Origin of the sequence: Pseudomonas sp. FJ2-5-13, assembly GCF_029201605.1 — a bacterium.
Classification (GTDB): Bacteria; Pseudomonadota; Gammaproteobacteria; order Pseudomonadales; family Pseudomonadaceae; genus Aquipseudomonas; species Aquipseudomonas lactis.
Genome location: NZ_CP104045.1, coordinates 2,241,510 through 2,266,485, shown reverse-complemented (window position 1 = coordinate 2,266,485; position 24,976 = coordinate 2,241,510). Strand labels below are relative to the sequence as shown.

Here is a 24,976-nt window from a genome sequence, read left to right as displayed (position 1 = left end):
AGGGCACCCGGTCGCCATCGCCTCATGGTGAGCCGATGATTTTATTGAGCTTGAACAGTTCATTGTTCGAGGTGACCCCCAATTTGCGAAACGCTGAGGTTTTCTGGGTGCTGATGGTCTTGATGCTGCGATTGAATTTTTCTGCGATTTCACTCACGGTCATGCCCGCCAGATAGCAGCGGATCACCTCCTGCTCACGGCTGGTCAGCTCGGCCTGGACCAGGGCATCCGAGGCTTCGCTGGGGTCTTTGCGCGTCTCGCTGGTGACGGTTTCCGCCAGGCGATACGTCATGTCTGTGCTCAGGTACACCGCGCCGGAGACCACCTTGCGAATGGCCTTGACCACTTGCGTCATGTCCTCGCCCTTGCCAACAAAGCCACGGGCACCGACCCGCATGGCCAGGGCCACGGTAGCCGGGTCATGATGGGCGGACAACACCAAGATCTGGCAACTGGGAAACTTGACCCGCAAGGCGCGGATCAGCGATACGCCATCCATCTCGTCGGGGCTCAGGGAGAAATCCAGCAGCAGCAGGTCAGCCGGAGCGCTGACCAGGCCGGCGAGCAAGTCGCGGCTTTTTTCATAAATGCCAACCACGTCAAAGTTGGCCTCGGCCGCCAAGGTGTTGGCGAGCCCATGCCGAACAACAGCGTGGTCGTCCAATAGAGCAATGCGTACAGGTTTCATCGTATTCGAACCCACTTGGCCCCGCTTAGGTGGCGCGGTCAAACAACAGGGACAGCTATTACGGCACTTCAAGGAGTATATGCAACAACCGCCAAAGGGCACGCCCGCCTACCGCTGTTTTTGCGCGCGTCGGCGTGGCCTGGGTTTAGCGCTAAACACTCTCGATGATGTGCTTGATCCGAAACAGCTCGTTGTTGGACATCACGCCCAACTTGCGAAAAGCCGAGGCCTTTTGCGAACTGATGGTCTTGATACTGCGGCTGAATTTTTCAGCAATTTCGGTGATGGTCATGCCCGACAGGTAACAGCGGATCACCTCTTGCTCCCGCGCAGACAAGCTGACAAAACGCATCGCGTCATCGCGTGATTGCTCCTCACCGTCATAGTTGACCGCCGTGGCTTCGGCCACCCGATAGGCCATGTCAGCACTCAGGTAGACAGCGCCCGAGGCCACCAGCCGCACTGCGCTGATCAATTGGCTCATGTCTTCACCCTTGCCGATAAACCCACGGGCACCGACGCGCAGGGCAAGAATCACCGTGGCCGCGTCATGGTGAGTGGAAAACACCAGGATTCGGCAGCCCGGGTACTTTACCCGCAGAGCACGGATCAGCAGGATGCCATCCAGCTCATGAGGGCCGAGCACAAAATCGAGCAACAACACCTCGGCCGGGTGTGTCAGCAGGCCGGCCATCAACTCACGACTGCGAGCGTAGACCCCCACCACTTCAAAATCAGGTTCCTGTACCAACCGATTGACCAAACCATGCCGCACGATTGCATGATCATCCAGCAAAGCAATTTGTAGGCGTTTCATAAATGACGGAACACTCTGTATAGCGTGCAAAAAAATGGACAACAGCGCTGCCTCACTCTGAATAAGTTAAGGTCCTCTCAGACTCATCCATTTCATCAATTACATCCGTGCAACTGAACATCACACGCCACACGCTCACTCCCTATAACTTAACGCGCACAGGCTCACCATCGCAGTTAAAAAATGCGCCAATTCTTCACAATAACAACAGTATAAAACTTAATAGATCTGCGAAAAACTTAATATAAGAAAACTCCTAAAAACCAAGAGCTGACCTACACACATCAAGTTCCAATACTTACTTGCCCGCCAAACTTTACAGCCTCAGCCGTTCTTTTCCCGCTCAATCACAAAGTTCAAGAAGGCGTCTATTTCCATCGGGCGCGCCAGCGCATAGCCCTGCCCTACCCGGCAACCCAGGCGGTGCAGCAGGGGGATCGTGGACTCGTCCTCGATCCCCTCCGCCACCAGGCTCAGGTTGAGCAGGCCCGCCCAGTTGACGATGCCGGCGATCACCTTGCGTGACGAGGCGTGTTGCTCGACACCGCGCACAAACGAGCCGTCGATTTTCATTTCATCAAACGACAGGTTCGCCAACAGCTTGAAAGTGGCTGCGCCGCTGCCGAAGTCATCCAGCGAAACCTGAAAACCCTTGGCGCGAATAGTCGTCAATGACGCCGAAAGATGCAGCTCATCCGGCTCCTGCACATCTTCGGTCAGTTCGACTTTCAGCAAGCGGCTCGGCAGATCTGCCTGGCGCATGCGCAAGGCCAGGCGCTCGGCAAAATTGGGGGTGCACAGGGTCTTGGCCGACGCATTCACCGCGATAGGGATCGTAATGTTTTCGCGCTTTAACGCCAGCATCACGCGCAGAGTCCACATCTCCACCAGGCTGAACAGCAACAGGTCCAGGCCGAGACGGTTGACCAGCGGCATCAACACCGCAGGCGGAATTTCACCAAAGCGCGGATGCTTCCAGCGCACCAACGCCTCAGCGCCGACAATGCGCCGGCTCAGCAACTCGAACTGTGGCTGAAAGACAAAGCGCAATCCCTCGCCGGTGGTCAGGGCGTTGATGACTTCATCCTCAGCCAGCGACTCAAACGTCATGGCCTGCAGCTTGGGGTCCGGTTGAGCGAGGGTCAGCAGCACCGTGCGCAAGGCATCGCCCAGCTCCAGCGGGCCACCGTCACGCAAGATCTGCACGCTGATTCCCGCCGACTGCGCCAGGCGCGAATGGGATTCCAGTGCGCTGACGGCTACGCCGCCCATGTGCTTGACCCACAATTGCTTAGCGGGCGCTTCGCACGCCGGTGTAACTGTTGCTTCGATCAAATTTTCCTGCACATTCAGGGTGGTTTCGCCGGTCCAGAAAATACTCGGAAACTGCATTAACGTACCCGCGTCATGCAGTGCTTTGAGCACACTTGGCAACATCAGGCCATCGCCACACTCGGAGCGGATTTCGCACACGATGATGTCCACGCGGTGCGCGCTTAACCACGCCTGCAGCGCCTCCAGCGAGGCGACCGTGGCCAGCGGCGTGACCCCCATGCCACCCAACGCAGAGGCGAGGCGCAAGACACACGCAGGGTCGGTTGCCAACGTGATCACGCGCAGGGCGCTGAACTCGTTAGGCACGGCGGCATTTAAGATCATGACAAAGAATTTCCCGAGATTGTTTCAGCGAAAAAGCTTATCAGTGCCTAAAAGGAAGCAAATAGGAATGGGACTAAAAGCATAAAACTGAGGCGGTGGCGGGTCCCGCGAAAAGCGTGCAATAGCTCATATCAGGATTAATTGGATTCCAGCAACGGTCTGCCCGAGCGCTGTTTTATTTGCACATCCACCCGGTTCATGACGCGCGCCAGAATCGATCGGTCCGGAACACCGGAGGCAATAAAGCCGCAGCGTTGCGCCGTGACTGGATTATCGGGAAACGCTTGCAGGGTCACGCCCTGATAAATCAATGAATGCCTGACACACGCGTACTCCTCAAGCATTTGCTTAAACTGTGCGCCCGCCGCGTGCACGGTTTCTTCATTGATCACCAACAGATCGAATACATCTCTTGCGTTATCCAATAGCGTAATCAACACCTTCAGGGAATCGACAGGCACAACGCGGTGGTATCCCAAATGTCCAAGGTCCTTTTCAATACTCATTCGCCGGGTGGCATCGCTATCTACCAACGCGATCCGCAAACGTGGATTGGACATAAAAGCCCTCCTGATTGACATCAAATATTGCTGCGCGAGTTCAACTGGGTCGCCAGCCAGGCCAACGCGCGCGCAGCGTTCATGGGACGAGCACAGAGATAGCCCTGGGCCTCGTTGCATCCCAGCTTCAGTAATCCCTGGCGCTGGTTTTCGTTCTCGACGCCCTCCACCACCACTCGCATGCCCAGTGCCTCGCCCAGTGCCAATGTGCTACTGACCACGGCACGGTTGCGCGCACTGCTTTGAAGGTCGCGGGTAAATGCGGCGTCCAGTTTGATTTCGGTAAACGGCAACTGGCACAGGCGCTCCAGCGAGGAATAGCCGGTGCCGAAGTCATCAATCGACAGGCCGGCACCCATCATGCGCAGTCGTATCAGGGTGTCGAGCACGGCGGGAGAAACTTCCAGCAGGCCGCATTCAGTGATTTCAAACGTCAGACGACACGCAGCAATGGCGTGGGATTGGAGTGAGTCGCAAAGACGCGGCAGTAATAAGCCATGACCGAGCTGGTCGGACTCCAGGTTAAACGCCAGCGATAGGAACTGCTCCTGCTCTGCCGACTGCTGCAAGAACTCAAGGCCTTGTTGCAACAGCGCGAAGAACAGTTCATCCAGCGCGCCCACTTGAGCGAGCAGCGGCAAAAAATCTGCCGGATACAACAGGCCGTACTGTGGATGTTGCCAACGCGCCAGCACTTCAAAACCGCGCACCTGCCCCGTGCTCAAATTGAACTTGGGCTGGAAAAACGCCTTGAACTCATGCCTTGAAAAACCCCCAGCCACGCAAGCCTTGCTCAAGAACCCAGACCGGCTGCTTCGGCGCGCCTGCTTTGTCGGCGCGCCAATCCTTTCCAGGTAGCGGCTGAGCATAGGCGCAATGGCGCTTGCTGGCACCGGGAAGTCCACATAACCCAATACACTGATGCCCAACAGGCCTGCCATGCGATCAATTGCATCGTGCAGGTCCGTGCCATGGGCGCTGAACATAATGAGCGCTTTAGCCAAGTGGCCACGGCCGAGCACTTCGATGGCCCTCAAGCCGTGTGCACCCTCGTCCTTCAAGTTGCACAAGGCGATATCGACAGGCCCGGTACGCTCGAGCAACTCAACGGCCGCCGCGACATCGGCAACGGCGGCCACCTCTTCACACCCGACCTCTCGGAACACCTGGGTGGCAACAAGCCGCTTGAACGGGTGCTCTTCGATGACCAGAACACGAATAGGTAGGAAGGACATGGCAGAGCACACATAAATGGGGATGTGCGAATTATCGGCAGACCTTCAGCCGGCGTATTTAGGAACGCTCCTAGAAAGGGCCAGAAATCTGTACGGCATTATCGAAAGCTAAAGCAATGCGAGCTCATCGGGACAAGGTAAAACACCGGCCTCCAAGCAGCCATTACCTTGCCAGTATTTACGCCAACTGATTCTGAGCTAGCCTTAACGCGCTGAGTCCTTTATGCGGTGAACTCATGGATACGTTAACGAAAGCCGAAATCGAAATGGCCCTGTCCGCTCGTCTTCCCAAGTGCGCGGTCAAGTGCGCGCTCAACCCGGACGGCAGCCTTTCAGTCACTGTAACGGCGCACGGTATGGACCAATTCACCATCGCCAACATCAACCGCGCCCACTACCACGGTGTTTCGGGGATCAACCGGCTTGTGCGGGAAATACGTGAAGAAATGGTCATCGCCAGGCAGTCTTTCTGGCTGTCATCGGTGGGGTAACAGATATGCCAGACGCTACTGACGCAACGCTGCAACCGGTCAACATTGAATACCTGCAAGACACGCTGTTCGGTGTGAACACGCTCGCCAGCGAGTGCATGGCGCAGCTTGTGCGCGCTGCGCCCGGTGTGCAATTGCAACTTGCGCCACCATGGCCCGCGCAATTGCTGAAGGCCCACAGGATTAGCTTTGAATGGAACGGTCAGGCCTATCGTGGCGTGGTGCAGGCGGCTGAATCCTTGACCAACGGCGACTTGCTGCTGGACATCGAACCGCAGCCGTAAACGCGCGCACTTGGCAGCATTAGGCGCGTTCACCCGCCAACGCCCGCTGGTGAAAATGCGGCAGCCATTTCAACGCGTGAAGAGACGCGGCCAACTGCACCTGCTCACGAGAGCCCATAAAGCGTTCCTTGCGACTGAACACACTCAGAGCCCCGCCGTTTCGATAAGCCCAGGCAAAACAGACAGTGCCTGGGGGAATGCCGTCCATCCCATCCGGCCCCAGCAGGCCAGTGGTGGCGACCGCCACATCGGCGGGGCTGTCGCGCAGCGCGCCGTGAGCCATTTCCTGGGCGACCTCACAACTGGTGAGGTTGAACGTTTCGATGGTGTAAGGGCGTACGTTTAACAGCCGCTGTTTCGCTTCTGGCGAATACACCACGTACCCGCTTTCGATCCACGAACCGCTGCCGTCGACCTGCGAAAGCAAGGTGACGATCTTACCTGCGGTACACGACTCCGCCGTCGTGATGACCAACTGATGGTGCTTGAGGTATTCAACGATAGAAGCAGCGACCGACATGCTGAACGCTCCTGTGCAGAGGGGTGTTGCTGATTGATTTTTGTCAAAAAAAATCGATTTGTAAAAAAGAATTTCGAAAATCTGCTGGGGTCTACAGAGGAACATCCCCCAGGAGACAGCACCATGAAGTTCGCGAAATTCTGCCAAAAACTCTCCAACCAGGCGGGCAGCTCAAAAACCTTTCTGACGGCCGTCAGCTTGATTGCTGTTTGGGCGCTCACCGGGCCTTATTTTCAATACAACGACACCTGGCAGTTAATCATCAACACCTCCACCACCATCATCACCTTCCTGATGGTGTTCCTGATCCAGAATACCCAGAATCGCGACAACGATATTCTTCATCTGAAACTGGACGAGCTGATTCGTGCCACCAAAGAAGCCCACAATGCGGCGTTAAGCTTGGATAAGCTCGGGTCGCGAGAGCTGCAGAAATTGCGCGAACAATACAGCAAGTTGGGGCAGCCTAACGCGGTTGATGACAACGAGCGGGAGGCAGATTCTTCCGGTTCTTCTAGCGGCCCAATCTGAGCTCTACGCGGGGCTGCGTGCCTTGCCCCCTGGCACAACGCTGTAGCGATCAACGGTAACCACGATGCGAAGCGAGCCGCTCTTGATCTTGATCTGCTTGTGATCTTGATCTCAGGCGCCCCGTTAAACCACGCTGGCCGAACGCAGGCTTGAATTCGTGGGTAACCCGGCAGGACGCCGGGTTAGCCGCCCCGCGCCATGGATGGCGCGTGGCGGCGGCCCACGGATTCAAGCCTGTGTTCGGGCACACCGAGCCTAGGCGAGGTGCCGAGTGGTGGGGCAAGAGCGTTTTGCTTACTTTTGCGCTTCTCAAAAGTGAGCCGCCGTCAGGGCGGAACCCTAAGTGGCCGTTGCCGCAGAAACGGATATGTACCCAATCCAACTGTGTGGCCTGCCAGGCCGCCTTCGCGAGCAAGCCCGCTCCCACAATTTGATCGTGGGGCATCAGGTAGATAGGGGCCGGCTGGGAGGCCGTCATCGCAGGCAAGCCAGCTCCCACAGTTTGATCGCGGGGCATCAGATAGATAGGGGCCGGCTGGGAGGCCGTCATCGCAGGCAAGCCAGCTCCCACAGTTTGATCGTGGGGCATCAGGTAGATAGGGGCCGGCTGGGAGGCCGTCATCGCAGGCAAGCCAGCTCCCACAGTTTGATCGCGGGGCATCAGATAGATAGGGGCCGGCTGGGAGGCCGTCATCGCAGGCAAGCCAGCACACAGTTTGATCGCGGGGCATCAGGTAGATAGGGGCCGGCTGGGAGGCCGTCATCGCAGGCAAGCCAGCACACAGTTTGATCGCGGGGCATCAGGTAGATAGGGGCCGGCTGGGAGGCCGTCATCGCAGGCAAGCCAGCTCCCACAGATTGATCGCGGGGCGTCAGATAGATAGGGGCCGGCTGTGAGGCCGTCATCGCAGGCAAGCCAGCTCCCACATGCGTGAGTGTTCAACTCAAAGCATTTTGAACGCCCCGTACGCTCATCTTTCCAACGAGAACAGGATCAACCCTGACGCAGATCCTCGAACGTGACCACACCGGCAACAGGAGGCAGCCGACCATGACTGACACCCCAACCCACCGAGTGACAAAATCCCTATCCGCCGCAGTGACACTGGCCCTGCTCAGCGCCTGCGCTGGCAACAACTCACCCTCGAATGTCGAGGCCCCCGGAAAACCCACAACACCCTCGACCCGAACACTGGAAGCCGGCGCCGCCCTGCTTCAATCTCGCCCACCGATTGACGCACTGAACGCTTACCTGGACGGCTTTCACTTCTACAACGGCCATCCCGATGTACAAATGGAAGCCCATCACTACTGTGCAATCCTCAACGAGGAGGTCATCCAGTGCGTGATCTACGACGGCAACCGCAAGGATGCCAAGTTGATGGGCGTGGAGTACATCATCAGCGAGGCGCAATTCAACACGCTGCCCGCGCCTGAACAGGCGCTGTGGCATAGCCATGTGCATGAAGTGAAGTCAGGGCAACTGGTGGCTCCGGGAATCCCCGAGGTGGCGGAGCATGCACTGATGGAGAAGCTGGTGCACACCTACGGCAAGACCTGGCACACCTGGCATACCGATCTGGATAAACGCCTGCCCTTGGGCGTCCCGCAATTGATGATGGGGTTCACCGCTGACGGCCAGGCCGACCCGCGTATGGTCGCCGAGCGAGATAAACGCCTGGGCATCGACAGTACCGAAAAGAAAAAGTCTCGCGCCGATATCCCCGCGCCGCCCATCGCACCCGGTGCAGACGCGTGGCGCCAGGGCACGGTTATCCAGATCGCCGACCCAACCCAAAAGGCCCACCGGCACTGACGCCGCCATTCAGTCATTTGGATTGAACGATCATTTGCGGGCCCTTCTCTACCCAAGACCAGCCAAAGGAGGATGTCATGATGATTGATACCGCAACCGGAATGAGGCCTGGCGAGCGATACGCCGTGGAAAACCTGGAGCGCACCCCGAACTTCAGCGGGTTTTTCCTAGACGGAAAGTACTACCTGGGCCCTGAACTGATGACGGCAGTCGGATGGCTTGAGGGCCAGACGTTTATCTATGATGAGCTCGACGCCACAGGCGAACCGGTGTTTCCCGACCGTGTCGCCGGCACTATCGAAAACCTGACCCTGATACTGACTGACGGTACCCATCTGCAACTGCACCCGGTGCCCGTCCACGTGCCCGAGGATTCGCCTGGCGTCGTGCAGGCCAAAGGGAAACTGCACGGCAAAACCGTGGTGATCACCGGCGCCTCCAGTGGCATTGGCCGCGCGGCGGCTCACGCCTTTGCCGAGCAAAGTACCCGCTTGGTATTGGCGGCCCGGGATGAAAAAGCCCTGGAAGAGGTGGTCGAGGAATGCGCTGCGCGCGGCGCCGAGGCCGTCGCCGTTAAAACCGATGTGACCCAGGGCGACCAGATGCGCGCATTGGCCGAACAGGCAGCGGCCTTCGGCAATGGCCGCATCGATATCTGGATCAATAACGCTGGTGTTGGCGCGGTCGGCAGTTTCGAGAACACGCCCCTGGAAGCCCACGAACAAGTGCTGCAAACCGACCTGCTCGGGTACCTGCGCGGCGCCCACGTGGTGTGGCCCTATTTCAAAGCCCAGCACCGCGGCATTCTGATCAACACCTTGTCGCTGGGCAGTTGGGTAGCCCAGCCCTATGCCGTCGCCTACTCGGCCAGTAAATACGGCCTGCGCGGCCTGACTGAAGCCCTGCGTGGCGAGCTGACTGATTACCCGGATATTCATGTGTGCGACATCTACCCCGCCGTGATGGACACACCGGGCTTTCGCGATGGCGGCAATTTTACCGGCCACGAGTTGACGCCACCGCCACCGGTGTATGACCCACATAAAGTCGCGCAAGCGATGGTGGCCTGTGCCCTGCAACCCAGGGACAGCACCACGGTAGGCAGCGCTGCCACCGTGGCCCGCGTCGCGCATTTTTTGCTGCCTGGCTTTGCCCGGTTATCCGGCTGGCTCACCCGCCTCGGCCTCGAGCGCAGCCAGCGCACCGCGACGTCGGCAGGCAATCTCTACACCCCGGCAAGTGGCGAACGTCGTGTCGAAGGCGGCTGGCGGCAAACCCGCCGTACGCCTTATGGGATGGTTGCAATAGGCGCAGCGCTGCTAGTGGGCGGTGTTGTCGTTGCGCGCAAATATTCGGCTCGTCACAAATGAACACGGGGGCGACTGCCCCCTTTACATGAGGTAACCCAGCATGTCTTACGATTACAAAGGTACTGCTAGTGTCATCACTGCCTCGCGCCATCTTGGAACACCCTCAGATGAACGCCTTAACGAATCAAAAAGCATCCAAATGACCAGCAGCGGTAAACCGACCATCGCGCGCTTGGACTTTGACACGCCATTGGATTGGCCCGGCAATCCCAACTTTATTACCGTGAATTTGCCTGACGGTTCCTCTGTCAGCGGGGTTATCGCCGAGCTCAAACGCCCGGCAGATGGGCCTGGATGGGTCACCTTTACGGTAGATGACTAGGCCTCATCCACGCCCTGCCCCCAGTCATCGAATTGTCGGACAACTTATTTGAATTATTTTTGACGTCAAATATCTGTACTTCATGAGTATCAAGGAGGCCTCATGAAACACAACGACCTATTCACTATCGAGTACCAACTGCACGGCGAGCCCAAGTCTTTCATCGTGCGCGCGCCGCGCATGGACAATGCCGAGGCTTGGCATTGGGCCAGTTGTGACGCTGGTGTGGCGGTGATCCCCAAATTTGGGCAACACACCTTCAAGCGTGTGTCCAAACCGATGGCGGAGAAATACGGCATTACCCAGGTGCGCTGGAGTGGCGCGGCACAGATTCAATGGGCGGAGGGCCTCAGAGGATGAACAGCCAGACTCTTGGTTACACAACGACAAACAGGCGGGACGATGAGGTCGCGCGAAACGCCGAGATGTTTTTTGAAGCGGATCGATTGGATGCCTTGGCATACGAGATTATCGAGTCCTACAGCGGCGATGCGCAGACGTGGGCGCGCTTTACCGAGGCGAAGAAACGTGCGGATGCGCAGCGTACGGTGGCTTATCGGGAGTGGATGCGGATTCATCGTTCCAAGCGAAAATAACGTCAGTGGGCACGCATGACCTGACACTCCACGATCCAAATGTGGGAGCTGGCTTGCCTGCGATGGCGGCCTAACAGTCAACACAGTTGGATTGTGTGCTTATCCATTGCTGCGGTAACGGCTACTTAGGGTTCCGCCCTGACGGCGGGTCACTTTCGAAAAGCGCGAAAGTAACCAAAGCGCTCTTGCCCCACCACTCGGCACCTCGCTTAGGCTCGGTGTGCCCGTAATCCGCCAGTGATTTGGGGGGCCGCCGCCACGCGCCATCCATGGCGCGGGGCGGCTAAACCGGCATCCCTGCCGGTTTACCCCCCAAATCCCTGTCGAATTCCGGCCAGCGTGGTTTGATGGGGCGCCTAAGATCAAGAGCAGATCAAGAGCAAGAGCGGCTCGCTTCGCATCGTGGTTACCGTTGGGTGCTGCTACAAGCTAAAAAATTGTGTCGATACCTATGCTGCGATAGCGGCCTGACAGCCGCTCAGGATGTCAGGCCCGGCGAATACCCCTCGCGTTCACGCCCCTGACTCGGGATCTTTCGATGGCCCTCCAGGGGCGACACCGCCTTGCTCATTCCCGTGTTGTCCGCCTGCGGGAGCCTGGGATTTATCGTTTCGCTTCGCTGCCGGCGGGCGCACCTTGCGCTCAGAATGGTTCGGTTCGTGGTGCTTCGAGGCTTCGCTCATATCCCCCTCCTTCCTCACTGATCAAAGTATCGGCTTACCACCCGTCACACCGTAGCGTTCGCCGGAGATATAGCTGCCTTCATCCGACGCCAGCAGCACATAGATCGGCGCCACTTCCACCGGCTGGCCGGGGCGTCCCAGTGGGGTGTTGCCGCCAAAGTTTTTCACCATGTCCGGCGTCATCGTCGAGACGATCAACGGTGTCCAGATGGGCCCCGGTGCCACGCTGTTGACGCGAATCCCGCGCTCGCCGAGCATCTGCGCCAGGCCGGCGGTGAAGTTGGCAATCGCGCCTTTGGTGGCCGCATAGGGCAACAGGCTAGGGTTGGGCATGTCGGAGTTGACCGAGCTGGTATTGATGATCGAACTGCCCTCGCCCATGTGCGGCAGCGCGGCCTTGCAGATGCGGAACATCGCGGTGATGTTGACGTTAAAGGTTTTCACCCAGTCCTCGTCGGGGATGTCTTCCAGCGATTGATAGGTCATCTGGAACGCTGCGTTGTTGACCAGCACATCGATGCGGCCGAACTTCTCCACGGTGTCGTTGACGATTGCCGTGCAGTGATCCGCATTGCCCAGGTCGCCGGGCAGTAACAGGCATTGACGGCCCGCCGCCTCGACCCAGCGTGCGGTTTCCTTGGCGTCTTCATGTTCATCCAGATACGACACCGCCACGTCTGCGCCTTCACGTGCGAAGGCAATGGCCACGGCCCGCCCGATGCCGCTGTCGGCGCCGGTGATCAAGGCGATTTTATTCGCGAGCCGGCCCGAGCCTTGGTACGACTGCTCACCGCAATCGGGCATCGGGTCCATCTTGCGCTGCTCACCGGGTACGGACTGTTGCTGGGGTTGAAACGGTGGTTTTGGGTAGCTGTTCATCCGAACGTCTCCTGGGTTGGTTTCTCTTTGCGAGGGTTCGCCAGGAAGCGAAGTTCAGACGGTTTTTCAGAAAATCGGATAACCGTGCACCGACGTTGGCCATTCGTCAGTTTAATTAAACCTTCCGACGGTTACGCGTCTCAACCGGGTCGTAGTGGTCCGTCGAATGACCGGGTGGCCTCAAGGCATTTTTGTTGGCAGCAGGTTTTCAGCTATATTTCATCGTCGGTTCAGCCCTCGCCCTCGTTGTTCAAGTTCTTCCCTCTACACCCCGTCTTCCTGTGCGCCGTTAACCAAGGTTGGTATTTATGAAGTCTGCCCCCCCGCGGTCCCCCAACGTACCGCAACGCAAAGATCTGACCCCCAGTAACCTGAGTTTCCCGGTGGTGGGTATCGGTGCGTCAGCGGGCGGGTTGCAAGCCGTGAAAGCGTTTTTTGAGCACATGCCCAAAGACTGCGGCATGGCCTTCGTGGTGATCCTGCATCTTTCGCCCGACCATCAAAGTGTGGCGGGCAAGATCATTCAGGAAACGAACCGCATGCCGGTGTCGCAGGTCAATGACGCCACGCCCATCGAAAAGAACCACGTGTACGTCATCTCACCGGCGCAGTTGTTGAAGATGAACGATGGCTACCTCGCGGTCTCGCCTGCCGTGCGCGATGGTGGATCGCACATTGCTATCGACCTGTTTTTTCGCGACCTGGCAGACACCCATAAAGAACGCGCGTTTTGCCTGATCCTGTCCGGTACCGGCTCAGATGGTGCGGTGGGGCTGTCACGGATCAAAGAGCAAGGCGGCATCACGCTGGTGCAAGCGCCGGAAGACGCCGAGTACGACGGCATGCCGCTGGCGGCCATCGAAACGCAGATGGTCGACCTGGTGTTGCCTGTGGTGGAAATGCCGCAGAAGCTGCTGGAACTGTGGCGCAATGCCCAGTCGATTGTCCTGCCCACCGCCAACGACCCGGAGATCAAGACCACCCCACCCAGCTCCGAACGCGATGCCGCCGTGGCCGAGCAGCTGTTGCTGGATATTTTGATCCAGCTGCGCGCCAGTACCGGGCATGACTTCAAGCATTACAAACGCGCCACGGTGTTACGGCGTATCGAGCGGCGCTTGCAAGTCACCGCTCAACCCGACCTGGCCACCTATTACAACTTCCTCCAGGCCAACCCAGACGAAACCAAAGCGTTGCTGGGCGATATGCTGATTGGCGTGACCAACTTCTTCCGCGACCGCGAGGCCTTCGAAGCGCTTGAGCGGGATGTGATCCCCAACCTGGTGAAGTCACTGGAAGACAGCGTGCCGCACCGTGAGGAGGTGCGTATCTGGTCGGCGGGTTGCTCAACCGGCGAGGAGGCCTACAGCCTGGCGATGCTGGTGGCCGAGCAACTGGCGCTGGATGCCAGCGGCGCAAAGATGCAGGTGTTTGCCACCGATATTGATGAGCGGGCCATTACCCATGGCCGCAATGGTGTGTACCCCGAAGCGATCATCACCGACGTACCGCCTCAACGGTTGCGCCAGTACTTTGCCAAGGAGAAGAATCAGCACTACCGGGTGCGCAAGGAAATTCGCGAGAAGGTGCTGTTCGCCAAACACAGCCTGTTGGCCGACCCACCGTTCTCGCAGATCGACCTGATCGTGTGCCGCAACCTGTTGATCTACCTGGACCGCGAAGTGCAGCGCGACATCCTGCAAATGTTCCACTTCGCGTTGCGCCCCGGTGGCTACTTGTTCCTCGGTTCCTCGGAGTCGGCCGACGGCTGCCTGGACCTGTTCGTACCGGTGGACAAGCGCAACCGCATTTTCAGGGTGCGTGCCGGCTCATCCGCCGTACGCCGCGCCCCGACCATGCCACGTGGCGGCTACCTGCGCCCCAGCACCACGACGCTGACGATTGAAACCAAGGCGCCCAACAAGGTCTCGTTCGCGGATATCCACCTGCGCGCCCTGGAAAAAGCCGCGCCGCCCAGCGTCATCGTGAATATGCAGGCCGATATCCTGCACATGAGCGAAGGCGCCGGGCGATTCCTGCGCTACGTGGCCGGCGAGGTGACGCACAACCTGCTGACGCTGGTGCACCCCGATTTGCGCCTGGATATTCGCACCACGCTGTTCCAGGTCCAGCAATCGAATAACCCGGTGTCTTCGCGCAAGATCCGCATCCAACGCGAGCAAGGCCCCTTCCTGGTGGACATCAGCGCCCGCCCCTACCGCGATGAAGCGACCGAAAACGACTACGTGCTGGTGATCTTCCAGGAAACCGCCGTCGACCCGTTGCTGCCCGACATCGACGCCGTCAGCCAGGCCGAAAACGCGATCATGAGCAACCTGGAGCGCGAGCTGCAACGCACCAAGTTGCACCTGCAGGACACCATCGAACAGGCGGAAGTCTCCAGCGAGGAACTCAAGGCCTCCAACGAAGAAATGCAGGCCGTCAACGAAGAACTGCGCTCTGCCACCGAGGAGCTGGAAACCAGCAAGGAAGAGTTGCAGTCGATCAACGAAGAATTGCTGACCGTCAATTTCGAGCTCAAGACCAAGGTGGAAGAGACGGACAAGGTCAACGACTACCTGACCAACCTGATCGCGTCCACCGACATCGCCACGGTCTTCGTCGACCGCAACATGCGCATCCGTTGGTTCACGCCACGGGCCACGGATATTTTCAGTATGTTGCCGGTAGACACCGGCCGCTCGTTGCTGGACATCACCCACCGCCTCAATTACCCGCAAATGAGCGAAGACGCCGCCACCGTGTTTGAGTCCCTGAGCATGATCGAGCGGGAAATCAGCAGCAACGACGACCGCTGGTACATTGCGCGGTTGCTGCCTTACCGCTCCAGCGAAGATCACATTGACGGCACCGTGCTGACCTTCATTGATATCACCAAGCGGCGCCAGGCCGAAGAGGAACTGCGCCTGGGTGAAGAGCGCATGCGCCTGGTCGCCGAGAGCACCCATGACTTTGCCATCATCATCCTCGATGACCACGGCGCCATCACCGACTGGAACACCGGTGCCGAACTGATCTTCGGCTACACCAAGGACGAGGTGCTGGGCGCTTACTACGACCTGATTTTCTCCCCGGAAGACCGCTCCGCTGGCGTGCCGGAGAGCGAACTGCGCACCGCCCGCGAACATGGGCGGGGCGAAGATGAACGCTGGCATGTGCGCAAGGACGGCAGCCGTTTCTATTGCAGTGGCGAGGTGACGCAGCTCAAGAGCGACAGCTTGCGCGGCTACGTCAAGATTGCCCGCGACCTTACCGGCCACAAACGCACCCAGGACGAACAGAATCAGCGTTTGAAGGAAACCCAGACCAACAGCCATCTCAAGGATGAGTTCTTCGCGGTGATGTCCCACGAACTCAAGCATCCGTTGAACCTGATCCAGCTGAACGCCGAACTGTTGCGGCGCCTGCCCGCCACCAAGGTTGCGGGCCCGGCCATCAAGGCGGTCAATACCATCTGCGAAGCAGTGTCCAGCCAGGCGCGGATTATTGACGACCTACTGGATGTCGCCCGGGTTCGCACGGGCAAGCTGAAGCTGAAAAAGCAACCGATCGACCTGATTCGTACCCTCAAGGACATTCACAGCGTGGTGCTTGCCGACGGTCATCGTCGCCAGGTCAGCCTTCAAACCCCTTCGGTGCCGGGCCCTTTGATCGTTGACGTAGACCCCACGCGCATCGAGCAAGTGATCTGGAACCTGGTCAACAACGCCCTGAAATTCACCCCCGAGGACGGCCAGGTGCAGTTGGTGGTCAGCCGCTCGGACGGGCGCGCGCAACTGGACGTCATCGACAGCGGCGCAGGCCTGGCCGCAGACAGCCTGGAAAAAATCTTCGACCTGTTCGGGCAAGCGGAAAACCAGCACCAGACCCACCAGCGCGAAGGCCTGGGGATTGGCTTGTCGTTGGTGCGGCAGTTGGTGGAGGCCCACGGCGGTTCGGTGAGCGTGCATTCGCGAGGGTTGGGCTTCGGTTGCACCTTTTCGATCTGGTTGCCGCTGTGCGAACAGCAGGATCATCTGCTGGATAGCGGCGCTACCCAGCACGAAGATCAGCGCCTCAATGGCCTCAAGGTGTTACTGGTCGACGATTCAGCCGAAGTGCTTGAAGTACTGAATATGCTGCTGGAAATGGAAGGCGCCCAAGTGAGCGCCTTCAGCGACCCGTTAAGCGCACTTGAAACAGCCCGGGATGCCCAGTACGACGTGATTATTTCGGACATCGGGATGCCTAAAATGAATGGCCATGAGCTGATGCAGAAGCTGCGCAAAATAAGCCACCTTCGACAGGCTTCCGCCATCGCCTTAACCGGCTACGGCGCTGGCAATGACCAGAAAAAGGCGACTGAATCGGGCTTTAATGCGCATGTCAGCAAACCCGTGGGCCATGACTCGTTGATCTCCTTGATCGAAAAGCTGTGCCGCTCACGCCGCTAGGGGGCGGGCAGACGTTCAAGGGTAAATGAACTGAGAAAAGCGTACGGACGCCCCCGTTGGTCGCGACACCTGGGTAGCCACGCTGCCCACCGTGTCGCTGCGCAAGGTCAGGTACAACACGGCCTGGCCGGCGCTGTCACTCAGCATCCAGACGCTCACGCCCTCCCCGGCCGCCCTGGCCTTGAGCGGCTGAGGCTGCAGCATCTCGATATTGAAACCGCGCAGCAGCTCACCGCTCAACTCGACCTCCAGGGGTTCTTGCGCCTTACCTTGCACATGAATCACCAGCCCATCAGAGGCTCCATTGCGTAAAAAACGCTGGTACTCCACGCGCAACTGCCCATCGGCACTGCGCACCTCGCGGCTGCTCAGCGGCCCGCTGGAAAACAAGCCTGCCAAGCTCAAGCTGATCAGCGCCAGCAGCGCGTACCAACCCACCCGCTCAAAGCGCCAGACCTTGCGCTGCAAGGCCATGTTCTCCTGCACCGGATAATTGCGGCTGTGTAAGTCGTCAGGGTCGGGGTTGTTCATAGCGGGACCCGGACTCAACCCTTGCTGTGCTCGGGAGAAGACGGCCCCTTGGTGACACCCCGTGGGCCGGCAATCGCCCATATCGCAGCGCCCAGAAACGGCAGCACCACGACTACCGCGCTCCAGCCTGCCTTGCTGGCCGAGGCATTATCGCTGCGCCAGATGCTGTTGATGATCCACGCGTCGAGCAGTACGAGGATCACTGCCAGGCCTATCCAGAAGTAAGTGGTTTGCATGATGCACCTCCAGGTTATGTAACTTTTGGTGCGCGGGTGTGGGCAGGGTTCATTATTTTTAGGTTCTCTGCCTGGAACCTGCTTTGTCGCCATCATGCAGGCAATTTCGCTGATCTGTTAATGAACAAACATCTGTGAATAAGACAAGCTGAAACGTCTCAGCTCAAAGAAAAAGCTAAATAATGCATAAATGCATTTTTTGTCTTGACCTCGGGAATCGAGTCTTCTAAAGTCAAATAACTGTATATAAATACAGTATTTTGATTCCCTTCATGGACGAGGCTTACTATGAAAAGCACCACTGGAAAATTTGGCAAAACACCCCATCAACCCAGCCTGTGGACCCGCGCCGATGCGCTCAAAGTGCACGCAGACGACCCCACCACCACCCAGCCACTGGTCAGTGCGAACTTCCCGGTATTGAGTGACGAGGTGTTTATCTGGGACACCATGCCGCTGCGTGATATCGACGGCAACATCACCTCCGTCGACGGCTGGTCGGTGATCTTCACCCTCACCGCGGATCGCCACCCGAACGACCCGCAATACCTCGATCAGAATGGCAACTACGACGTCATCCGCGACTGGAACGATCGCCATGGCCGGGCAAAGATGTACTACTGGTTCTCCCGCACCGGCAAAGACTGGAAGCTCGGCGGCCGAGTGATGGCTGAAGGGGTTTCGCCCACCGTGCGCGAATGGGCCGGCACGCCGATCCTGTTGAACGAGCAAGGCGAAGTAGACCTGTACTACACCGCCGTCACGCCCGGCGCGACCATCGTCAAGGTGCGTGGCCGCGTGGTGACCACCGAGCATGGCGTCAGCCTGGTGGGCTTTGAGAAGGTCAAGCCGCTGTTCGAGGCGGACGGCAAGATGTACCAGACCGAAGCGCAAAACGCCTTCTGGGGCTTTCGCGATCCATGGCCATTCCGCGACCCGAAAGACGGCAAGCTGTACATGCTGTTCGAAGGCAACGTGGCCGGCGAACGCGGCTCGCACAGGGTCGGTAAAGCCGAAATCGGCGACGTGCCGCCAGGCTATGAAGACGTCGGCAACTCACGCTTCCAGACCGCCTGCGTCGGGATCGCCGTGGCCCGTGACGAAGACGGCGACGACTGGGAAATGCTGCCACCGCTGCTGACCGCGGTCGGTGTCAACGACCAGACCGAACGCCCGCACTTCGTGTTCCAGGACGGCAAGTACTACCTGTTCACCATCAGCCACACCTTCACCTACGCCGACGGCGTGACCGGCCCGGACGGCGTGTACGGCTTCGTCGCCGACTCGCTGTTCGGCCCGTATGTACCCTTGAACGGCTCCGGCCTGGTACTGGGCAACCCGTCCTCCCAACCATTCCAGACCTACTCGCACTGCGTCATGCCCAACGGCCTGGTGACCTCCTTCATCGACAGCGTACCGACCGACGACACCGGTACGCAGATCCGTATCGGTGGCACCGAAGCACCGACGGTGGGCATCAAGATCAAAGGGCAGCAAACGTTCGTGGTCGCCGAGTATGACTACGGCTACATCCCGCCGATGCTCGACGTCACGCTCAAGTAAACGGAGGCTATGAGGCAGCGGGTTTGAATACATGGCAAACCCGCACCTGTGGCGGCCTGACAGTCGAGCGAATGCACATAGGCACTCACCCCACTGTGCAGTTCCCCACAACCACCGGTAACCACGATGCGAAGCGAGTCGCTCTTGATCTTGATCTGCTTGTGATCTTGATCTCAGGCGCCCCGTTAAACCACGCTGGCCGAACGCAGGCTTGAATTCGTGGGTAACCCGGCAGGACGCCGGGTTAGCCGCCCCGCGCCATGGATGGCGCGTGGCGGCGGCCCACGGATTCAAGCCTGCGTTCGGGCACACCGAGCCCAAGCGAGGTGCCGAGTGGTGGGGCAAGAGCGCTTTGCTTACTTTCGCGCTTTTCGAAAGTGAGCCGCCGTCAGGCGGAACCCTAAGTGGCCGTTACCGCAGGAATGGATATTTACTCGGTATAACAGTGTCGCCTGTCAGGCCGCCTTCGCGAGCAAGCCCGCTCCCACAGTTGGACCGTGGGGCGTCAGGTGGATAGCTGTCGGCTGGTAGGCCGTCATCGCAGGCAAGCCAGCTCCCACATTTTGGACCGTGGACCGTCAGATAAGTAGTTATCCTGCGCATCACCGTCGGCTGAGGGCACGTAATGCATCAAAGCTGTACCGGCCAGGTACTCAGTCCCCCACCAACAACCCCAGAAACAGCTTTTGATCCAATGGCGGTGTCACGTCGGCATAGATCACCTTCAACACTGCCCTGTCGTTGGCGCCGGCGTCTCGCACCAGATCCTTCTGCCGCAGGAAGCGCTGCTGGGCCAACTTGAGATGGGCAACACGGTAGGCACTGTCCGCCACCTCAGTGTCGGCATAATGAAAGTGGGCATACCAGAGCACCGTGGAGGCATTTTTTTCACGCACCGCGAACTCCGCCACATAGTCACCGCTGGCGGTGAGTTGGCGCCCATGCACCAAGTTGATATCGACCTGGCGATGGGTCCACAGGTAATCGACGTTTTCCTGGGAGGGGCGTTGCGCCTTGTAGCCGGTGCTGCGGTAGTCGCGCCCCTCTACGAGCAGGCTGGCAACCTCGGCCCGGTAGTGATCGAGCAACGTCGGCACACCGGGCTTGTCCGCATGGTCCGCCTCAATTTCCCGGATGATGTCGCTGAGCTTATTGGCGTGCTGCGTGAGCATGACCTCCCAATCCCTTGGGTCGACCTGTTCGCGGCGCGTCTGGTCCTGCAGCTTTTTCATCTGGAACTGGATAGAGCGCCGGATACCCTGCTTTTGCGCCGTCAGTTGATCGGCAGCGCGTTTCAACGTTGCCAAAGAGCGTTGAGGGGGCACAGGCGTCGGCTTTTCAGGGCGGGCGATCACCAAGTCCTTCCATACCCCTTCGCTGGGATGCTCGACAAAACGGCCAACCGCTTGTTGATTGAACGGGTCGCGAATTTCCATGATCGCCACCTGCTCGGCCGATTGCGCCGCCCGCACATCGCCGATCAACGTGCCGCGTCGCTGGGTTTTAAAGGCTCGATGGTTGGAACGCCTGGGGGCTCGAAGTGCAGGTGCGCGGCTTGGCATGGCAATGCCCTCCTCCTCTCGTACCAGCGCCGCCAGCTCGGCCTCGGCGCTCTGGCGCGCTTGATCCAGCCGCTCCAGGAAGCGGGCTTGATACAGCGGGCGGCTCAACGCTGGGTCAAGCTCGTGCAGCGCTTCGGATGCACTCGCCAGGCGCGCGTACTGGTTGATCAAGGTCGCCAGCACCGCCTTGCGCTCGCTCACCGAAAAATGTGCATAGGTCCTCAGGGCGATGTGGGAGGACGTCGCCAGTCGCAGGCCCTGCTCGTTGAGCAAATGGTAAAAATGCTGGACCGCGGGTGCGTCGGTCAGCGCGAGGTTGTCGATGCTCAAGGTTCTGAGCAAGTTGAGATTGTTCAGCGCCACGTTGAAGGGGTCGGCCATCTCCTGGGTAGGCAGCGACTGGATGAATGCCCGACTCTCCCCCAGCCCTCGGGTGGAGTCCTGCGCGTGCTCATTCAGGGTGGCCTCCAGGGCGTAGGTGTCTTCCAGCAATTGCTGCTCGTGGTCGTTCATCGCCACCATACGCGCGATGAGGTCTTGATAAGCCTCAGGTGTTCGCGCCGGTGTATTCACGTCGATACGCTGGGCGATCGCCCCTACCGACTCGCCTCGTGGTGAAAAACTGCTGTCCATGGCCAGCGCCAAGTGCAGGTTATGGATGAGCAATTGCGTGGCGCTGATGGCGCCATACTCAGTGGAACGAGCCTTCTCGAAGTCGCTGGTTTCCAACGCCGCTGTTGCGGGTTTGATCGCCTTGATCAGCGTGCGGCGTGCCTCGATCAAACGTCCCGCCTGCACGACGAACGCTTCCAGGGCCTGGTTGAAGGATTGCAGCAGTGCCTGACAGTTGGCCTGTTCGTCTTCGTGCTGTTTTTTCAGGAAGGCAACTTTTCGCTCATCGGTATTTTGCTCAAGCAGTGCCCACCAGTTCCTGAGTTTGTTTCTGGCTGAGAGGTACAAATCGCGCTGCGCTTTCACGCTGTCGAAACGGGTGGTCATTACATCCGCCTCACGCTCCGTTTGCAGATCAAGCCGGGCTTGTTCGGCTTTCATGTGCTTTTTCGCAGCGCGATTTTTTTGTTGTTGCGCCTTGATCTGGTCACCCGGCGCACCCGCCCGCAGCTTCGGCGCGAGGTCCAGGCTCCATCGGCCGTTACCATCGTTTTTCAACCACGGGCCGCTGCGTGAGGTGTCGAGCGCATCCACGATAAATACGCGATTCGACTCGCGGCTGACGCGGTACACGTCATTGCCGATCAAGGCGTGCAGCCCGTTGTCCAGGCGGTAAAGACCCTGCAGACGCCCGGTCATCACCGGCATCGGCAGTTTTGCGGGACGCGGCACTTTAAAACGCTGGATATAGGCACGCTGGCTGGTGCTCAGGCCGTTCAGCGCATTGGAGAACGAGAAGTCAAAGGCGGTGCGACCTTCAGCAATCGGCACGGCAGGCAACATAACCGGGCCGGCCAGCTGTTTGGCTGCGCTGGACAGCATTCCAGCGGGACGCCGCAAGTGCGCCAGGGCCACGGCCGTACTGCTCAGGTCTGCGGCGATCAAGGGTTGTTCAGGGATGGCGCGCGCAGAGATGTGCAACAGCGCCAGGCTGAGGCTACTCAGCAGGTCTACCCAGGCCAGCTCGCGAGTGGTCGGATCATTACTCTGCAGGGCGGGAATGTCCTGATGCAGGCTTTGAGTCAGCAGCAGCAACCATGCGATCGACATCGTCGAGCCTTGCAACAAGGGCAACAACAAGGTGTTGAGCAACAGCCCGCCACCTTCAAGCAACAGCGCCCAGCGACTTTCGGCATTGGACACCGACTCGCGCTCAGCCAAGTCCACCAGTGCGCGCACATGCTCGCCAAACAGGTACGGCAATAACTGGTCATTGCGTTGGTGTTGCAGCAATTGTTCACTGCCCTCATCGGCGGCCAAGGTCGCGGGGCTGGGCGTTTCCAGCCGGTCAAACTCAGCCCCCAGGCCGAAACGCAGGATATGCGGCTCAGTGAACCCACCGTTGGCATACACCGGCCGCGCGGGTTCGCCAAGCCACATCAGCACGCTGTCCTGCAGGGCTCCAGGCTGAGCAATCGCCGCCAGCAACGCCTCGCGGCTGGCGTACTGCGTCAACGCTTGAGCATACAGCGGGCGATAAAGAATCACCGGGCCCGACTCAAGGTCCTGGGCTTGGATCACAAACAGGTTGTCGACCTTGTCCGGTTCGGCCCCCGGTTTGCGCAGCAGGGCCAGCGCACGGATGACGACCTTGCGCCCCTCGACCGCCCGCTCAGCATCACTGCGTTGCATCAGCGCAGCGACATAGCGATAGCCCAGCACCGTAAACCCCTGTTGCCCCTGGATCGCCAGCGTCAACGCCTGCAACGGTAACTGCGCCCGCAGTTGCTCGCCAAATAGCCGCTGGCGTTGCAAGGTGTCGTCGCTATCGGCCAGCAGCAGGCGCTTGAGGTAGTCAGGGTAGGCCTTGCCGATGTCCACGCGCTGGACCAGATCCGTGAGGTAATCGGGGGTGGTCCAGTCCTGGATCAATTGACCGCCCGTATGCCGAATGGTCATCGGGCCTTTGGGCTTGCCCACCAGGTTGCACAGGGCGAGGTCGGTCAATGACAGGGTTTGGCGCTGGATAATCCCCGCGCCGCCTGGGTACCCGGCCGCCACGGCAAAGGTCAGCTCCAATTCGTCAGGGTTGTAGCCGGGGGCTATCGGTTGATCGACCAGCATCTGCGCATGCAGGGCCTTCGCTGCAAACGTACGCAGGTCGCTCACGCCGTCGAGAAAGGACTGCCCGCCAGCTCGGGCCTTGGCACTGGCGAGTTCCAGCACATGGGTGCGATAAGCCAGGCGTTGAGTCTGCGCAGCGTCCTTCAGCCAGTCGGGCAGCCGGTCTTCCATCAGGCCGGTCGGCCCCGCTGAGTGCGGCGCCGGGTTCACAAACAAGGGGGATGGATCGCTCACGGCGTCATACTGCTGCTCCAGCGCATGCAGCCCCCGCCCAGAAGGTAACGCGATGGCCGCCAGGTCCTGCAGCTGCTGATTGAGCACCGCCGCGGCCTGAACCTGAAACACATTGCCGTTGGGCTCAAAACGCTTCCACGTCATCGCATCCGCGACAAAAGCAGCGTCGAGTTTCGCTGCCCAATACTGATCGAACGCATCATGGGAAGTGAATGACTCAACCGCCCCCGAAAGCGGGCACAGCAGGATCAGCGAGGCGTTGACCACCAGCAGGTCTGGCGATAACAGGGTAAACGAGGCCCCCGCTCGGGTCAGCGTGGTTTCCATGACATAGACGTGCACGGCCTTGGTTTTCATCGCAGCCACACGGTCGAGCCGATCCGGGTAGTCGGTGACCTGCTGAATGACGGCACGGGCGGGCTCGGCAAATGCCGTCGTGATGGCCGTATGGATCAAGTTACTGCGCAGCAGCTCGCTGAGCCCGTGCCAACGGTTTGGCTCATCCCCTGCCCCTTGGTCCCAATAGGCAATCAACGCCTGCTGAAACGCCGTCGGGACCACGTCAGCAAGCTCGCGAATGACCTGCTCGATCACGCGCATATCCACGGCCGGCGCCGCCTCGTCCGCCAGGGCCAGCGGTGTGGGCGCCTGGTTGGTCAGGAAGTGATCCCGGTTGTAGCGCGTCGAGAAATCCAGCGAAGTACCGTTGCCCAGGTAGTCGAGCGCGACATTGAGCAAAACCCGCAGGTCCCACCCGCCCAATGCATTGGGGGTGGCCAGTTTGGTGGTCACCAGGTTGAAGTCCAGGTTGGGATAGGCCTCCTTGATGCCCTTTTCCAACCATTGGCCGGTGACGGAGATCAAGGTGGGGTGATGCATGAACTGCGTGCCGACGGCTCTGGCGATCAGTGTGTCGGGGGGTGGCAGCGGTAGGTTGCGAGGCATGGAAAACGTCCTTTTTGTCCGTTGGGGCTCCAAAACCCGAGGTGGGGGAGCCTGGCAAAAAGAAGTACCACGCAGGCGTATTCGAACGCGGTAACGGTGTAGTGCACCGTGATACTTCGGTATGACGCCGAACCTGTGGCGAGGGAGCTTGCTCCCGCGACGGCCTGACAGCCGATGCTTATCTACCTGACACCCCACAATCCAAATGTGGAAGCTGGCTTGCCTGCGATGGCGGCCAGTCAGGCGACGCCTATCTACCTGACA

Annotated in this window: 20 protein-coding genes; 10 read left to right on the top strand and 10 right to left on the bottom strand. The window is 59.3% G+C overall.

All coding sequences use genetic code 11. The features are described from left to right. Positions 1-22 precede the first annotated feature (22 nt). From N2A98_RS10210 to N2A98_RS10190, 5 genes are all read right to left on the bottom strand, one after another. On the bottom strand, positions 23-688 hold the full coding sequence (locus N2A98_RS10210; protein ID WP_003190442.1) for a response regulator transcription factor: 666 nt from the start codon (positions 686-688) through the stop codon (positions 23-25). A gap of 151 nt (positions 689-839) precedes the next feature. Next, positions 840-1,505 carry a response regulator transcription factor gene (locus N2A98_RS10205; protein ID WP_032892352.1) on the bottom strand — a complete coding sequence of 222 codons (666 nt, stop codon included), beginning with the start codon at positions 1,503-1,505 and terminating at the stop codon, positions 840-842. A 324-nt stretch (positions 1,506-1,829) separates the two neighbouring features. Next, complete coding sequence (locus N2A98_RS10200; protein WP_044273266.1) at positions 1,830-3,164, bottom strand: EAL domain-containing protein; 1,335 nt, start codon at positions 3,162-3,164, stop codon at positions 1,830-1,832. 137 nt (positions 3,165-3,301) lie between these two features. Next, the gene (locus tag N2A98_RS10195; RefSeq protein ID WP_044273265.1) at positions 3,302-3,724 is read right to left on the bottom strand and encodes a hypothetical protein; all 423 of its coding nucleotides are present in this window, start codon (positions 3,722-3,724) and stop codon (positions 3,302-3,304) included. A 20-nt stretch (positions 3,725-3,744) separates the two neighbouring features. Continuing rightward, positions 3,745-4,959, bottom strand: a complete 1,215-nt coding sequence (locus tag N2A98_RS10190) for an EAL domain-containing response regulator (RefSeq protein ID WP_275623353.1) — start codon at positions 4,957-4,959, stop codon at positions 3,745-3,747. A 236-nt stretch (positions 4,960-5,195) separates the two neighbouring features. On the opposite strand from N2A98_RS10190, the gene N2A98_RS10185 reads away from it, so the two are divergent. Beyond that, a complete protein-coding gene (locus N2A98_RS10185; protein ID WP_275623352.1) occupies positions 5,196-5,450 on the top strand; it encodes a hypothetical protein in 255 nt (84 codons plus the stop codon). 5 nt (positions 5,451-5,455) lie between these two features. Beyond that, the gene (locus N2A98_RS10180; RefSeq protein ID WP_275623351.1) at positions 5,456-5,734 is read left to right on the top strand and encodes a hypothetical protein; all 279 of its coding nucleotides are present in this window, start codon (positions 5,456-5,458) and stop codon (positions 5,732-5,734) included. Positions 5,735-5,753: 19 nt separating this feature from the next. Here the strand turns inward: N2A98_RS10180 and N2A98_RS10175 are convergent, their stop codons facing one another. Then, entirely contained in the window at positions 5,754-6,254 is a 501-nt protein-coding gene (locus tag N2A98_RS10175; protein ID WP_275623350.1) for a CinA family protein, read from the bottom strand. A 123-nt stretch (positions 6,255-6,377) separates the two neighbouring features. On the opposite strand from N2A98_RS10175, the gene N2A98_RS10170 reads away from it, so the two are divergent. From N2A98_RS10170 to N2A98_RS10145, 6 genes are all read left to right on the top strand, one after another. Next, entirely contained in the window at positions 6,378-6,785 is a 408-nt protein-coding gene (locus tag N2A98_RS10170; protein ID WP_275623349.1) for a low affinity iron permease family protein, read from the top strand. A 1,051-nt stretch (positions 6,786-7,836) separates the two neighbouring features. Beyond that, positions 7,837-8,601 (top strand): OBAP family protein, encoded by a 765-nt coding sequence (locus N2A98_RS10165; protein WP_078802889.1) that lies wholly within the window; start codon positions 7,837-7,839, stop codon positions 8,599-8,601. Positions 8,602-8,681: 80 nt separating this feature from the next. Further along, positions 8,682-9,971 (top strand): SDR family oxidoreductase, encoded by a 1,290-nt coding sequence (locus N2A98_RS10160; RefSeq protein ID WP_275623600.1) that lies wholly within the window; start codon positions 8,682-8,684, stop codon positions 9,969-9,971. Between the two features lie 40 nt (positions 9,972-10,011). After that, the gene (locus N2A98_RS10155; protein WP_078802888.1) at positions 10,012-10,293 is read left to right on the top strand and encodes a hypothetical protein; all 282 of its coding nucleotides are present in this window, start codon (positions 10,012-10,014) and stop codon (positions 10,291-10,293) included. Positions 10,294-10,395: 102 nt separating this feature from the next. Then, positions 10,396-10,653 (top strand): DUF6555 family protein, encoded by a 258-nt coding sequence (locus tag N2A98_RS10150; RefSeq protein ID WP_003190423.1) that lies wholly within the window; start codon positions 10,396-10,398, stop codon positions 10,651-10,653. Continuing rightward, positions 10,650-10,889 (top strand): hypothetical protein, encoded by a 240-nt coding sequence (locus N2A98_RS10145; protein WP_032892362.1) that lies wholly within the window; start codon positions 10,650-10,652, stop codon positions 10,887-10,889. Before N2A98_RS10150 ends, N2A98_RS10145 begins: the two co-directional genes overlap by 4 nt. Positions 10,890-11,593: 704 nt before the next feature. On the opposite strand, the gene N2A98_RS10140 is transcribed toward N2A98_RS10145, so the two are convergent. Then, positions 11,594-12,451 (bottom strand): SDR family oxidoreductase, encoded by an 858-nt coding sequence (locus N2A98_RS10140; protein WP_275623348.1) that lies wholly within the window; start codon positions 12,449-12,451, stop codon positions 11,594-11,596. Between the two features lie 308 nt (positions 12,452-12,759). On the opposite strand from N2A98_RS10140, the gene N2A98_RS10135 reads away from it, so the two are divergent. After that, positions 12,760-16,905 carry a CheR family methyltransferase gene (locus N2A98_RS10135; protein ID WP_275623347.1) on the top strand — a complete coding sequence of 1,382 codons (4,146 nt, stop codon included), beginning with the start codon at positions 12,760-12,762 and terminating at the stop codon, positions 16,903-16,905. 15 nt (positions 16,906-16,920) lie between these two features. On the opposite strand, the gene N2A98_RS10130 is transcribed toward N2A98_RS10135, so the two are convergent. Both N2A98_RS10130 and N2A98_RS10125 read right to left on the bottom strand, forming a co-directional pair. Next, the gene (locus tag N2A98_RS10130; protein ID WP_275623346.1) at positions 16,921-17,436 is read right to left on the bottom strand and encodes a hypothetical protein; all 516 of its coding nucleotides are present in this window, start codon (positions 17,434-17,436) and stop codon (positions 16,921-16,923) included. A gap of 14 nt (positions 17,437-17,450) precedes the next feature. Continuing rightward, positions 17,451-17,672 (bottom strand): PLD nuclease N-terminal domain-containing protein, encoded by a 222-nt coding sequence (locus N2A98_RS10125; RefSeq protein WP_003190416.1) that lies wholly within the window; start codon positions 17,670-17,672, stop codon positions 17,451-17,453. A 288-nt stretch (positions 17,673-17,960) separates the two neighbouring features. On the opposite strand from N2A98_RS10125, the gene N2A98_RS10120 reads away from it, so the two are divergent. Next, complete coding sequence (locus tag N2A98_RS10120) at positions 17,961-19,235, top strand: glycoside hydrolase family 68 protein (protein WP_069558959.1); 1,275 nt, start codon at positions 17,961-17,963, stop codon at positions 19,233-19,235. Between the two features lie 653 nt (positions 19,236-19,888). Here the strand turns inward: N2A98_RS10120 and N2A98_RS10115 are convergent. Beyond that, positions 19,889-24,712 (bottom strand): DUF6543 domain-containing protein, encoded by a 4,824-nt coding sequence (locus N2A98_RS10115; protein ID WP_275623345.1) that lies wholly within the window; start codon positions 24,710-24,712, stop codon positions 19,889-19,891. Between the last annotated feature and the right edge of the window lie 264 nt (positions 24,713-24,976).